Source organism: Brevibacterium salitolerans (assembly GCF_039531405.1).
GTDB lineage: Bacteria > Actinomycetota > Actinomycetes > Actinomycetales > Brevibacteriaceae > Brevibacterium > Brevibacterium salitolerans.
Map to the genome: position 1 here is coordinate 149226 of NZ_BAAAPZ010000003.1, position 12604 is coordinate 161829.

At 70.0% G+C, this 12604-nt stretch carries 13 protein-coding genes; 4 read left to right on the top strand and 9 right to left on the bottom strand.

Annotated elements, in window-relative coordinates:
* Positions 1–48 precede the first annotated feature (48 nt).
* The 3 genes from ABD240_RS05355 (at position 49) to ABD240_RS05365 (ending at position 1958) form a co-directional block, all read left to right on the top strand.
* Positions 49–798 carry a sulfite exporter TauE/SafE family protein gene (locus ABD240_RS05355; RefSeq protein ID WP_291794850.1) on the top strand — a complete coding sequence of 250 codons (750 nt, stop codon included), beginning with the start codon at positions 49–51 and terminating at the stop codon, positions 796–798.
* 87 nt (positions 799–885) lie between these two features.
* Positions 886–1689: a hypothetical protein gene (locus tag ABD240_RS05360; RefSeq protein ID WP_291794849.1), complete on the top strand. Its 804-nt coding sequence runs from the start codon at positions 886–888 to the stop codon at positions 1687–1689.
* An 8-nt stretch (positions 1690–1697) separates the two neighbouring features.
* A complete protein-coding gene (locus tag ABD240_RS05365; protein WP_291794848.1) occupies positions 1698–1958 on the top strand; it encodes an RNA-binding S4 domain-containing protein in 261 nt (86 codons plus the stop codon).
* Between the two features lie 215 nt (positions 1959–2173).
* Here ABD240_RS05365 and pspAB read toward each other — a convergent pair whose 3' ends face one another.
* From pspAB to ABD240_RS05410, 9 genes are all read right to left on the bottom strand, one after another.
* A complete protein-coding gene (pspAB, locus tag ABD240_RS05370; RefSeq protein WP_291794847.1) occupies positions 2174–2752 on the bottom strand; it encodes a PspA-associated protein PspAB in 579 nt (192 codons plus the stop codon).
* A gap of 133 nt (positions 2753–2885) precedes the next feature.
* Positions 2886–3776 carry a zinc metalloprotease HtpX gene (htpX, locus tag ABD240_RS05375; protein WP_291794846.1) on the bottom strand — a complete coding sequence of 297 codons (891 nt, stop codon included), beginning with the start codon at positions 3774–3776 and terminating at the stop codon, positions 2886–2888.
* Positions 3777–4003: 227 nt separating this feature from the next.
* Positions 4004–4288 (bottom strand): PspA-associated protein PspAA, encoded by a 285-nt coding sequence (gene pspAA, locus ABD240_RS05380; protein WP_291794845.1) that lies wholly within the window; start codon positions 4286–4288, stop codon positions 4004–4006.
* Positions 4285–5070 (bottom strand): PspA/IM30 family protein, encoded by a 786-nt coding sequence (locus tag ABD240_RS05385; RefSeq protein ID WP_291794844.1) that lies wholly within the window; start codon positions 5068–5070, stop codon positions 4285–4287. Before ABD240_RS05385 ends, pspAA begins: the two co-directional genes overlap by 4 nt.
* Positions 5071–5216: 146 nt before the next feature.
* Positions 5217–5507, bottom strand: a complete 291-nt coding sequence (locus tag ABD240_RS05390) for a WXG100 family type VII secretion target (RefSeq protein WP_291794843.1) — start codon at positions 5505–5507, stop codon at positions 5217–5219.
* Positions 5508–5709: 202 nt separating this feature from the next.
* Positions 5710–7530 (bottom strand): trypsin-like peptidase domain-containing protein, encoded by a 1821-nt coding sequence (locus tag ABD240_RS05395; RefSeq protein WP_344335923.1) that lies wholly within the window; start codon positions 7528–7530, stop codon positions 5710–5712.
* Between the two features lie 11 nt (positions 7531–7541).
* Positions 7542–9410 (bottom strand): sensor histidine kinase, encoded by a 1869-nt coding sequence (locus ABD240_RS05400; RefSeq protein WP_291794841.1) that lies wholly within the window; start codon positions 9408–9410, stop codon positions 7542–7544.
* 70 nt (positions 9411–9480) lie between these two features.
* Positions 9481–10248, bottom strand: coding sequence for a response regulator transcription factor (locus ABD240_RS05405; RefSeq protein WP_344335928.1), 768 nt, complete (start codon positions 10246–10248; stop codon positions 9481–9483).
* Between the two features lie 232 nt (positions 10249–10480).
* Positions 10481–11188, bottom strand: coding sequence for a CGNR zinc finger domain-containing protein (locus ABD240_RS05410; protein ID WP_344335930.1), 708 nt, complete (start codon positions 11186–11188; stop codon positions 10481–10483).
* A 282-nt stretch (positions 11189–11470) separates the two neighbouring features.
* On the opposite strand from ABD240_RS05410, the gene ABD240_RS05415 reads away from it, so the two are divergent.
* Positions 11471–12541, top strand: coding sequence for an EamA family transporter (locus ABD240_RS05415; protein ID WP_344335933.1), 1071 nt, complete (start codon positions 11471–11473; stop codon positions 12539–12541).
* Positions 12542–12604: the final 63 nt, after the last annotated feature.

Below are 12604 nucleotides of genomic sequence, written 5' to 3' on the forward strand. Positions count from 1 at the left end.
CCGGACCCGGAGGTCGGAGGGGGCAGAGCGGGGGATAGTCTGGGGCTCATGCAGCTCGTGATCGTCCTCATTCTCCTCGCCGTCCTGGTGGGAGCACTGGCCCAACGGATCACGGGCATGGGCTTCGCCCTCGTCTCCGGGCCCTTCCTGGTCCTCCTCCTCGACCCGGTGCCCGGTGTGGTGCTCGTCAACGTGTGCGGGCTGGTGTCCTCGATCATCGTCCTGGCCCGCACCTATCGCGAGGTCGAGTGGAAGTTCTCGGGTTGTCTGGCGCTCGGCGGCATGATCGGCGCGTTCCCCGGCGCGCTGCTGGCCGTCGCCCTGCCCTCGCACGCTCTGGAGATCCTCATCGGCGCGCTCGTGGTGGCTGCGCTGGCCGCCTCGCTGCTGCTGGGCCGTGTCCTCACCCGTCCGCTCACCCGTCGCAAGCGGGGTGCCGTCATCACGGGGCTGGCATCAGGGGCGATGAACTCGGCTGCCGGCATCGGAGGCCCTGCGCTGAGCGCGTTCTCCGTCCTCACCCGCTGGGAGCAGCGCTCCTTCGCCGCGACCATCCAGCCGGTGTTCGTCGTGATGGCCGCGTTCTCGATCCTGTCCAAGCTCGTCCTCGACCACGGCGCCTGGCCGTCCCTGGGCCTCGGCACCTGGGCCCTCATCCTGGCCGCGCTGGTCATCGGTCAGCTGGCCGGTGAGCTGCTCTCCCGTGTCACCCCGGTGACGCTGGCGCGCAACGGCATGCTCGTGCTCGCGTTCCTGGGCGGGATCCTCACGATCCTCCGAGGCCTGGGCGTGCTGTGACCCTGCTCCCATACAGAGCGCATCCAGCTTGGGCTGGGATACTGGGATCCGGATCCTCGGTCCAGCCCCGCGTCGAAAGGTGATGACATGTCCCTCGTCTTCCTGCTGCTTCTCATAGGCGTGGGAGCGGCGTTCTTCGTCGGCAGCCGCCGTGAGAAGGCGCGGGCGCAGGAACAGCGCGCAGAGGAGCTCGAACGGGTGAGCCGCACGGCGGAGGAGGACGTCACTGCGTTCGGCGAGGAGGTCGCGGACCTCGACATCGTCACCGCCGGCGTGCAGCTGGACGAAGGCGGCCGCCAGGACTACGCGCGGGCACTGGACTGCTACGACCGTGCCAAGGAGACGCTGTCCCAGCTCAGCCGTGCGGAGGACATCCGCCACGTGACCGAGGCGATCGAGGACGGCCGCTACGCCGCCAAGTGCGTGCGCGCGAGGGTGGAGGGCAAGCCGCTCCCCGTCCGGCGTCCCCCCTGCTTCTTCAACCCCCAGCACGGTCCCTCCGTCGAGGACGTGGACTGGGCACCTGCCGGCGGACAGCCGCGACCGGTTCCGGTGTGCGCCGCTGATGCGGAGCGCGTGAGCTGCGGTGCGGAACCCGCCGTGCGCACCGTGCCCGTGGGCAATGGCCTGCAGCGCCGCGCCTACTGGGAGGCCGGACCGGCCTACTCGGAGTACAACCGCGGCTACTTCAACTCCTATGCGGGCTCCGGCCTTCTTCCCGGCGTGCTCATGGGCGCCATGCTCTTCGGAGGATTCGGCGGAGGCTGGGACGGCGGCATGGACGGCGCGGATGCCGGAGGCGACATAGGCGACGCCGGCGGCGACATGGGCGGGGACATGGGCGGCTTCGACGACGGCGGCGGATTCGACTTCGGCGGGTTCGACTTCTGATGGCGGCTGTGAACGGCACCGGGGGCGGCCCCGCGCCCGAGGCCACCGGCGGCATCGAGACGATCGAGATCCGCGACGAGGCGATCACCCTGGGACAGCTGCTCAAGCTGCACGGTATCGCCGGCACCGGCGCGGAGGCGAAGGACATGCTCGCCGCGGAGGCCGTCTCCGTCAACGGTGCGGTGGAGACCCGCCGCGGAGCCAAGGTCCGTCCCGGCGACATCGTGGACGCCGCAGGAGAGGTCTTCACCGTCGCCACCCGCGGCTGACAGGCGGCTGCGCCGCCTCCGCCAGCCCGGTGGCTTCACCGGTCGCAGGGGCTTCACCGGGATGACGTTTCGCACCTTTTGACGCTGTGCACATGACCAGTCATGTGCACAGCGTCAAAAGCTGCGAAAGGTTGGGTGCCGGCCGGGGTCCGAAGGCACCGTGCACATGCAGCGGCACGGCACCGGTGCGGCAGCGAGCACCATCGCGGCTCCGCTCAGCGATCCATACCGGGGGCGTCCCAGAGCGGCGACCACTTGGACAGCTCCTTCTCCACCGGCAGATCCTCATTCAGCACGCCGCGCATCTGCAGTTCGAAGGGCTCGTCGCGCTGATGCTTCCCCGTCTGCACGAAGGGGTAGAACGTCCCGCGCTTGTACAGGTAGACGAGTGCGAGTGTGCGCGGTGAGGAATCGCTGCGGAAGTACACCACCGAGCACAGGAGCATGGGGCCGAATCCCTGCGCCTCCAGAGCCGCATTGACGGCGTGGAGGCTGGTCACCAGATCCGGGGTGCTGGTGACATGCTGGCTCACCACCTGCCACGTGTACCCGTAGCCGTCGTTGACCTGCTCCACCTCCGTGTTGGGGTCCGAGGAGATGAGTGCGCGCGCCTCCTCCTCGGCGCGGTCGAAGGCACCGCCCTCCACCTCGCGGAACGCCACGGCGCCCACACCGGTGGGTCGCAGACCGTTCCGGGCCTCGAGCGTGAGAGCAGCCGGGGGGACCGCGAACAGGTCGTCCAGATTGGGCTCCTTGGGCTTGGAGCGGCCGAAGAGTGCGTCGAAGAATCCCATGGAGTGTGAAGTGTCCTCGTGTGGTGGGTCCGGGCGGGTGGGTGAGACCGGGTGAAACGGGTCCGGGAGAGGTGAGCCGGCGGGGATGAATCTGCTCTGCGCGCGTGCAGCGTCTGGTGGAGCGCAGAGAGGCTCAGTATTCGGTGGAGAGCTGGCCGCTGATCTTCTCCAGCTGGCTCAGCCGCTTCTCCAGGCTGGGGTGCGTGGAGAACAGGCTGCCGAACTCGAAGAAGGCCAGGTGAGCCGCACCGGCGGACTTGCGCAGATCCTGCTTGGGCAGGCGGCTGGCGGTGTCGCTGATCTTCACGAGCGCGGAGGCCAGCGTGGACGGGCTGCCGGTGAGCAGCGCTGCCGCGCGGTCCGCTGCGAGCTCCCGGTAGCGGGAGAGCACCCTGATGAGGAAGAAGCTCAGCACGTAGACGACGACGCCCACGAGCATGAGCACGAGCTGGACGGGCAGACCGTTGTTGTTGTTATTGCGGTTGCCGCCGGTGTAGAGGAAGGTGCGCATCATGAGGCTCGCCACCACGCCCGTGACGCCGGCGACCGTCATGACCGTGACATCGCGGTGGGCGACGTGCGAGAGCTCGTGAGCGAGCACCGCCTCGACCTCCTTGGGCTCCAGCCGGTCCAGCAGTCCGCGGGTCACGCAGACCACCGAGTGTTCGGGGGAGCGCCCCGTGGCGAAGGCGTTGGGCACGGGAGTGTCCGAGAACGCCACTCGCGGCTTGGGCATGTCCGCCTGCTGGCAGAGTCTGTCGACGAGTGAGTGGAGCTCCGGAGCCTGCTGCGGGGTGACCACGCGTGCGCCCATGGCGCGCATCGCGACGGAGTCGGAGAAGTACCACTGGAACCAGAAGATCCCGCCGGAGATGAGGAGGGCGAGGACGACGCCGCCGGGGTTCCTCCCCAGCGCCCACCAGATGCCCAGGATGAGCACCACGTAGATGAGCCCGTTGAGGAACATGGTGACGCCCATGCGGAACGAGAGTCCGGCGTCCTTGGCGAAACGTGAGCGGGCCATGTGGGGCGTCCTTTCCGCGACGGTGCGAGAGGGGTTGACGTCCTCCCCACGACAGTTCCACCAGGTTGAGGAGGAACGACACGATGGAGGAGTGCTGAACGCATTCCGCGCGGGCGTCCCGAGGGGTGAGAGGGACGTCCGCGCGGCGGTGCGCTGGGTGGGAGAGCTGTGCCTGCGCGGCGGCCGGATCCGGAGGAGACCGCCAGCGGCAGCCTCCGTGCGGAGGGTCAGCCGCCGTTGGGGACGAAGCCCTCGCCGGAGAGCAGCTCCTGGATCTCTGCGATGGTGGCGTCCGTGCCGGGCACCACCACGTCGGAGGCGCCCAGGAAGTCGTCGGCGACCGGGGAGCCGTGGGCGGTGATGAAGTCGTGCAGCTGGGTGAGTGCGGTGTGGACCGCATTCTCGTCACCGGCCTCGAACGCCTTCTCCACCTCATCGTCGTAGCTCTGCAGAGCGGCCTCGTCCACATCAGTGAGATCGAACTGGCCCTCGCCGAGGATGCGGATGATCATGCCTGACCGCCTCCCTGGCCGGGCTGCGGCTCCCCCGCGGTCTGGGCGTCCTCGGCTTCCAGCGCGGCACGGGGCCCGCCGGCGGAACCGCCGGGCAGGGACTGGCGCATGCGCTGCAGCTCGAGCTCCACGTCCTGGTCCGAGGAGAGGGCGTCCAGCTGCGCGGCGATGTCGTCGCGCTGCGTGCCGGTCACGTCGTCGAGTGCGCCCGAGGCCAGCAGCTCGTCGACAGCGCCCGCACGCGCCTGGAGCTCGTTGGTCTTGTCCTCGGCGCGCTGGATCGCCATGTTGACGTCGCCGAACTCCTCGGAGATCCCGGTGAAGGCCTCGCCGATCTTCGTCTGCGCCTCAGCCGCGTTGTAGGTGGCCTTGAGGGTCTCCTTGCGGGTGCGGAAGGAATCGACCTTCGCCTGGAGGCGCTGGGAGGCGGTGGTGAGCTTCTGCTCCTCGGCCAGCAGGTTCTGGTGCTGGGCCTCGAGGTCGCTGATCTGCTGGCTCAGTCCGGACTTCCGGTTGAGCGCCTCGCGGGCGAGATCCTCACGGCCGATCTCCATGGCCTTCTGCGCCTGGCCCTGCAGCTTCTCCTGCTGCTGGGTGAGCTGGTTCATCTGCAGTTCGAGCCGCTTGCGGCTCGTGGCGACGTCCGCCACACCGCGGCGCACCTTCTGCAGGAGCTCGAGCTGCTTCTTGTACGAGTAGTCGAGGGTCTCGTTGGGGTTCTCCATCTTGTCGAGGGCCTTGTCTGCCTTGGCCCCGAAGATGGTCTTCAGTCGCTGGAACATGCTCATTCCTTCTACGGCTCCGTTCTCAGTGCCGCCGCACAGTGCGGTCAGCTGTGTCCTGCGGAAGCGCACAGCGGGCACCGCGTCAGCTTCTCCTCCTCAACCCTACTGCGTCACACTGAGATTTTCCGCCGTGCGGGGAGCACTCACGGAGCGAACATCCGGGTGTTCTGCGCCTCGACCTCCTCGTACTGCGCACCGGCGGCGCGGAGGGCCTCGTTGATGGAGCGGAGGGACTGCTGGACGTGCTTGTTGACCCCGTCCCACTCCTCGGCGACGGCCTGGAAGCTCTGCGCGGCCGCGCCCTTCCAGGAATCGGCGAGGGCGCGCAGCTGGGACATGAGCGCCTCCGCCTGCGCGCCCAGCTCCTCGGCGGTGGTGGACGCGCTGGCGGCGGTGCCCAGCACGCGCTCCGGGTCGACCTCGAACAGGGACATGGGCTCCTCCTGGGGGAACGGGGACGAACGTCCACTCGCGGCATCTGACACCGTCCACCCTGCGCCCGTGTGGGGGAGGAGCGCCAGACGCATGCATGGCCTGTGGACGGCAGAGCACCGTCCACAGGCCATGCGTGCGCAGAGTGGGTGCTGCGGAGATCCCTGCTGTGACCGCAGGCGGTCAGCCGCCCGCGGTCACCGCTCAGTTGGCTTCGAGCGTGACGGTCAGCGTCTGCTCCTGGCCGCCGCGCACCACGGACATCTCGATCGGCTCACCAGGGGTGGAGGAGCGGACGAGCGCCTGCATGGAGACGCCGGAGCTCACCGGCTTGCCGCCCACCGCGATGATCTCGTCGCCCTGTTCGAACCCGGCCGCCTCCGCCGGGGAGCCGGAGGCCACCTCCTGCACCTGCGCGGAGCTGCGGGTCACCCCGCCCAGCTCCACAGTCGAATCGCGCATGGTCACACCCAGGAAGGGGTGCGTCGCCCTGCCCGTCTGGATGAGCTGGTCGGCGATGCTCACCGCCTGCTCCACGGGGATCGCGAACCCGATCCCGATCGAACCGCTCTGCTCCTCCGAGCCCGGTGCGCTCATGGTCGCGGCCGAGGAGTTGATCCCCACCAGCCGGCCGTTGCCGTCCACCAGCGGACCGCCCGAGTTGCCGGGGTTGATCGCGGCGTCCGTCTGGATGGCGCTGGTGATGGTGGTGGTCGCCTCCTGCTCGCTGAGGTCCCCGATGTTCTGCGTGGTCACCGGGCGGTCCAGAGCGGAGACGATGCCGGTGGTGACCGTGTCCGCCAGCCCCAGCGGATTGCCCAGGGCCATGACCGGATCGCCCACGCGCAGATCCTCGGAGGCGCCGCGGTCCAGCGGTGCGACGTCGTCCGGCACCGTCGCGAGTTCGAGCACCGCCACATCCGTCTCCGGGTCGCGGCCCACCAGGCGCGCGTCCACCGTGCTGCCGTCGCTGAAGATCACCTGGATCTCGCCGCCGTCGGTGTCGGCAGGAGCGACGACGTGGTTGTTGGTGACGATGTGCCCGGAGTCGTCGTAGACGAAGCCGGAGCCCAGACCGGACACCTCTCCGTTCACACCCACCTGGATCGCCGCGACGCCGGGGGAGACCGAGTCCGCGATGCTCGCCCAGTCGGGGGTCTCCGTGGTGTCGTGCAGCGGCTGGCTGCTCCTGGGCTCATCGGACTGCGACTGCGGAGCCGCCGAGCTGCCGGTGAGGTCGAGGCCGCCGGCCAGCAGCGCGCCGCCCCCTCCCAGCACACCGCCCAGGAGCGCGGCGATCGCGGCGATGCCGACCACGCCGCCCCAGCCGGGGCCGCGGCGGCGTCCCTGCGGGGGACCGGCGGGAGGCCCGGCCTGCGGGTCTCCGAAGGTTCCTCCGGGCGGCACAGCACCTCCGGGTGGGACGGCGCCGCCGTGGGGATCGCCGGTCCGGGGCGGTTCCGCGGCTGTGGCGAAGCCCTGGGCGGCACCGGGGTGCGGTCCGCCGGGCTGTGCGGGTCCGCCGGCCGGGGACGGTCCGTTCGCCTGTGCCGCGGCGGGATGGCCCGTTTCCGGGGAGCTCGTGCGTCCTGCGCCTGCCTGACCCGCCTCGGGCATGCCCGGCGCAGGCCGGTTCGCGCCGGCCTCGGCGGTGCGGTCCGGTCCGGAGGATGCCTCTGCACCGGAGGGTGCCTCTGCACCGGAGGGCACGGGCAGCTGTGCGGAATGCGGCTGGGACGGCATCGGAGCGGTGGGGTGCTGCCCGGTGGGCGCGGGACCGGAAGGAGCCGGGGGAACAGCGCCCTGCGGAGAAGCCGCACCGCCGGGCGCGGAGCCGTGCCCGGTCTGCGGGGCGGAACCGGTCCGCTGCGCCGAGGCGGTCCAGCCCTCCTCCGTCTGCGCGGAGGTCTGCGCCCGCAGCCCGGCATCGTCTCCCGGCGCACGCTCATGTGACGAGGGGAATGTCTGCCGGGACCCGTTCGCGTGCCGGCCGGTGGAGCGGGGGAGCTCTGGTGGCTGAGTCATGGCGTCGCCTTTCAGGATGCGGACGTAGGGGTGACGGAGCGGCGGACGGAGTCCGCGCCGGGGATGGGGAGGTCGACGCGGAAGGTCGCGCCGCCGCCCGGGGTGGGATGGACGGAGATGGCACCGGAGTGGTTCTCCACGATCGCCTTGACGATCGAGAGGCCCAGTCCGGATCCGCCCGTGTCTCGCGTGCGCGAGGCGTCGAGCCGGTAGAACCGCTCGAAGATGCGGTGGGCCTGGTCCGGTGCGATGCCCTCGCCGTGGTCGCGGACCTCGAACCGCACCCGTCCGTACGGGAATCCGGAGAGGTCCTCGCCCAGCTCGAGCGGGCCGGTGACGAACGGGTTGGAGTTCGTCATCTGCGCCGTCCCGGAGCCGGACTGCCCCGCCTGTCCCACGGCGAACGCGCCGCTGCTGCCGCCGCCGGGGACCGAGGCCTCGGCGGCGGTCTGATCCTGCCCGGACCCGCCCGGCAGGATCCGGGGGAACCTGCCGGTGCCGCGACCCGAACCTCGGGCACCGCGCCCCGGCTGCCTGCCGGAGCGGGAGCCGTTCCGCTGGCCCTCCGAGGCGGCCTGTGCAGATCCTCCGGTGCCGGAATCCGCCGTACCGGAGGGGCCTGCGGAACCGGGCTGCAGCACCCCCACCGCGAACTCCACGGCGGTGCGGTCCGGGGTGTGCCGGATCGCGTTGCCCGCGAGGTTGACGATGACCTGCCGCAGCCGCGATTCGGAGCCCAGCACGGTGGGGGTGTCCGGGGCGTCCCCACCGTCCAGTCCGATGAGGCTGATGTCGCGGTCCGGTGCCTGGGCCACGGCATCGGCGGCGGCATCGCGGACGATCGCTCCCACGTCCACCGGACCGATCTCCGCGGGCCGGCGCTCGTCCAGACGGGCGAGCACCACGAGGTCCTCCACGAGCACGCCCATGCGCTTGGCCTCGGCCTCGATCCGGTCCATCGCCTGCCGCACCTGTTCCGGATCCGTCACCGCGCCCTGCCGGTACAGCTCCGCGTAGCCGCGGATCGTGACGAGCGGGGTGCGCAGCTCATGGGAGGCGTCGGAGACGAACTGCCGGATCCGCTTCTCCGAGCGCGTGCGCCCGTCGAAGGAGTCCTCGATGTGGCCCAGCATGGTGTTGAGCGCGGCGGAGAGCCTGCCCAGCTCCGTGTTGTCCGGGTACGGCGTCACGCGCTGGGAGAGGTCTCCCGCGGCGATCTTGGACGCGGTCATCTCGATGTCCTTGAGCGGGCGGAAGGTGTTGGTGATGGCGAAGTAGCCCACTCCGGCGACCAGGGCCAGTGCGAGCATGCCGATGCCCAGCATGGTGTTGCGCGCGCGTTCGCTGACCGTGTCGATGTCCTGCTCGAACGGGATCGCGATCGCCACGAGCAGCGGCGAGTCCTTGACGTGCAGCGCCAGCGCCCGCCACTTGGACGTGGTGCCGTCCGTGGTGAATGGAGTGCCCTGCATCGCCTGGACGGTGTCTTCGTCGATGTGCGGGAGCGAGGGCATGTTGTCCGCCTCCGGTGCCACGGGGGAGAAGAGCGGGGTGCCGTCCGGGTCGTAGAACTGGACGTAGTAGGAGGCCGGGAGGAGCTGGCGCAGCGAGGACTCCGTGGGGGAGGTGCTCGCGGCGTCCCCGGAGTCCTCGTCCGTCTGGGACACCGTCTCCGCCGCCTGGATCGCCAGCGCCTGAGAGTTCTGCACGAGACGGGCGTCCGTGCGCTCGATGAGGCTGGAGCGGAGGTTCTCCAGCACCCATGCGCTGGTGCCGGACATCACGATGAGCATGAGCGTCATCATGATGGTGAGGAGCTTGGCGGTGAGAGACCACTCGTCCCAGATCACCCTCCGGCGTCGCCTGGTGTGTCTGCTCACGGCTGAAACGCTCTTCCTGACGGTGGTGCGGATGGACGGCCCGGTCCCCGGCGGGGGCCGGGGACGCGGATCACTTGGAGTCCGGGGTGCGCAGCATGTAGCCCACGCCGCGCTTCGTCTGGATCATGGGGGTCCACTCCAGCTCGATGGGGGTGCCGGCCTCGTCCGTGGTGGGCGCGACGTCGATCTTGCGGCGGAGGTAGGAGATGTAGGACTCCACGATGCCGGTGTCCCCGCCGAAGTCGTACTCCCACACGTGGTCGAGGATCTGTGACTTCGACAGCACGCGGTTGGCGTTGAGCATGAGGTAGCGCAGGAGCTTGAACTCCGTGGGGGAGAGGTCGATGAGGATGCCGCCGCGGCGCACCTCGTGGGTGTCGTCGTCGAGTTCGAGCTCGCCCACCTCGATGACGGCGCTCTCCTCCTCCTCGAGGCTGTGGGTGCGGCGGAGGACTGCGCGGATGCGGGCCACGACCTCCTCCAGGCTGAACGGCTTGGTGACGTAGTCGTCGCCGCCCACCGTGAGGCCGGTGATCTTGTCCGAGGTGTCGTCGCGTGCGGTGAGGAAGACCACCGGGATGTGCTTGCCCATCTGGCGCAGGCGGCGGGTGACGGCGAAGCCGTCCATGTCCGGGAGCATCACGTCGAGGACGAGGAGGTCCGGCTCCTTCTGCTCCGCGATCCGCAGCGCGTCCGTGCCGTTCGCGGCGGAGAGCACGTCGAAGCCGGCGAAGCGCAGGCTGGTGGAGAGCAGCTCACGGATGTTGGGCTCGTCGTCCACGACAAGCAGGGTTGCCTCGGTGTCGGGTTCCGGGATGACGGGGTTCTGTGCGTTCATGCATCCAGTGTGGACCTCTAGTCTGGAAGTCTCCTGGATCAAAGCTGAATGCGATTGTTAGCTGCGTCACATTCTGTTCCGGAATGGTGCCCTGTCACGGTGACCCGCGGTCACGGTCACGCGCGGGGCAGGTGCCGGCCGTTGCGGAGGGTGGCTGCGCGGGGCAGGCGCTGGCCTCTTGGGGGCAACCGCTGGGGTGGGGGCCGGGTGCCGACTGCTGGGGTGGGGCCGTTCAGCCCGGTTGCCGTGCGCGGTATGCCGCGACGTGTGTGCGATTGGCGCAGTTGCCTCTGTCGCAGAACCGCTTGGATCGGTTGCGGGAGAGGTCTGTGAACAGACCGTCGCAGTCCACGGCGGCGCAGACGCCCAGGCGGGAGAGCTCTCCGTCCACCAGCAGGTCCGTCAGGGCGACGGCGAGGTCCGAGGCGATGCGGACGGAGAGGGCGGCCTCGTTCGGCACAGCGTGCACGTGCCAGCCCCAGCCGTCGTGCTTCTGCAGCTCCGGCAGGGTGCGCGTCTCCCGGTAGAGCGCATTGACGAGTTCGGCCGCCTGCCGCTCGCGATCCTCGGGATCCTCGGGATCGGGGGCGCTGTGCGGCTCGGAGGGCCGGGTGGGGGCGTGCAGTTCTGCGGAGTGGGCCGAGCGGGTGGACGGCGGCTGATCGGTGAGTGCAGCGGGGACGGCGGGATCTGCAGTCCCCGCGGCACCTGCCGGCACTCCCGGCGGCTCCTCGGGCACGAGGGCGGTCCGCAGGCGGCTCCTCAGGGTGTGCAGGGCGCGCACGTCCGCCTGCTCGGCGAGAAGGGGAGGGGTGAAGCCGTAGCGCTCTCCCAATGCGATGACATCCGCGGGCGCGGTGAGGGACTCCCCGTCGAGTCCTGAATTCGCAAGCTCCGTGAGCATCGCCAGGATCGAGCGGTTGTGGGTGGAGATCTGCATGTGTCGAGTCTCGCACATGTAAGGACCATCGGCACCTTGACTCGTGACAGGATGCTCGTGTCTCATGGTGCCCGAGCCGCTGTCCTGCGGCTGAGGAAGGGCCTTCCGCCCGTCCGGCCTCCCGTTCGCCACCCCTGTTCCCGGGCATCCGTCTGCTCCGCCGCGCCGCGCCTGTGGGCGCCGCGTTTGCGCGCACCCGGGAGCAGAACCCTCGTGCGCACGAGGAGGCCGAACGGACAGCCGCGGCGGAGGCCCGCGCGCCTGTCGAGGAGGTCAAAGAGAATGAACCGCACCATGGTCGGATTCGGCTTCATGCTCCTGTCGTCGTTCTTCTTCGCGGTCTCCGGACCCATCGCGAAGACCATGTACGCGACGGGCTGGTCGCCGGGAGCGGTCGTCCTTCTCCGGCTGGCCGGCAGCGCCCTCATCCTGCTCATCCCCACTCTGCTGGCGCTGCGTGGGAAATGGGGCGAGGTGGTGCGTTCGTGGCGGATGGTGGTCACCTACGGGATCGTCTCCATGGTGGGCGTCCAGCTGCTGTACTTCCTCGCAGTGCAGGAGCTCACCGTCGCGGTGGCCCTGCTCCTGGAGATGACCTCGCCCCTGCTCATCGTCTTCTGGCTCTGGATCACCACCCGCATCCGGCCGGCCACCGTCACCTTCATCGGAATGGCGCTCTCGCTCGCGGGGCTCATGCTCATCCTCGACCCGTCCTCCAGCCACATCTCGCTCAGCGGAGTGCTCTTCGCGATGGGTGCGGCCGTGTGCCTCTCCAGCTACTTCCTCGTCTCCGCCAAGGCGGACTCCGGCATCCCGCCGGTGGCGCTCACCGGGTTGGGGATGGCCGTGGGCGCCGTGGTCATGGCCGTGATCCTGCTGGCCGGCGTCCTGCCCGCGGACTTCGTCCTCGAGCCGGTGCAGATGGGTGCGGCCACCGTCTCCTGGATGGTGCCGCTCGCGCAGATCGTGCTGTTCACGGCGGGTGCGTACGTGTTCGGCATCTGGGGTCTGCGGATGGTGGGCGCCACCGTGGGTGCCTTCGTCAACCTCACCGAGGTCCCGTTCTCCGTCATCGTCGCGTGGCTGCTCGTCGCGGAGCTGCCCACGCACGTGCAGATGTACGGCGGTCTGGGGATCCTGGGCGGGGTGGTCTTCATCAAGTGGGGAGAGGTGCGCCAGACCAGGCGCATCCAGCGCGCCGTCGTGCTCTCCGACCCGGCCACCGGCCCGCTCTCGCTGGCGGACGTGCAGGCTGCGGCGTCCGACCCCGCGGCCGGCGCGGCCGAGGGCGAGGAGGCTGAGGACAAGGCGGCGGGTGCCCGTGAGCTGGAGAGGGCCCGCGAATGGACATAGCTGCCCACCCGTGACTGGGCGGGAACGCGCGTGCGAGGTGAGGCCCTTCCCTGGTGCCGGTAG

Coding starts and splice junctions, on each gene's coding strand:
- ABD240_RS05385 (WP_291794844.1), bottom strand. CDS start 5,070: ATGTTCCAGCGACTGAAGACCATCTTCGGGGCCAAGGCAGACAAGGCC.
- ABD240_RS05415 (WP_344335933.1), top strand. CDS start 11,471: ATGAACCGCACCATGGTCGGATTCGGCTTCATGCTCCTGTCGTCGTTC.
- ABD240_RS05355 (WP_291794850.1), top strand. CDS start 49: ATGCAGCTCGTGATCGTCCTCATTCTCCTCGCCGTCCTGGTGGGAGCA.
- pspAB (WP_291794847.1), bottom strand. CDS start 2,752: ATGGGATTCTTCGACGCACTCTTCGGCCGCTCCAAGCCCAAGGAGCCC.
- ABD240_RS05360 (WP_291794849.1), top strand. CDS start 886: ATGTCCCTCGTCTTCCTGCTGCTTCTCATAGGCGTGGGAGCGGCGTTC.
- ABD240_RS05395 (WP_344335923.1), bottom strand. CDS start 7,530: ATGACTCAGCCACCAGAGCTCCCCCGCTCCACCGGCCGGCACGCGAAC.
- ABD240_RS05390 (WP_291794843.1), bottom strand. CDS start 5,507: ATGTCCCTGTTCGAGGTCGACCCGGAGCGCGTGCTGGGCACCGCCGCC.
- ABD240_RS05405 (WP_344335928.1), bottom strand. CDS start 10,248: ATGAACGCACAGAACCCCGTCATCCCGGAACCCGACACCGAGGCAACC.
- htpX (WP_291794846.1), bottom strand. CDS start 3,776: ATGGCCCGCTCACGTTTCGCCAAGGACGCCGGACTCTCGTTCCGCATG.
- pspAA (WP_291794845.1), bottom strand. CDS start 4,288: ATGATCATCCGCATCCTCGGCGAGGGCCAGTTCGATCTCACTGATGTG.
- ABD240_RS05410 (WP_344335930.1), bottom strand. CDS start 11,188: ATGCAGATCTCCACCCACAACCGCTCGATCCTGGCGATGCTCACGGAG.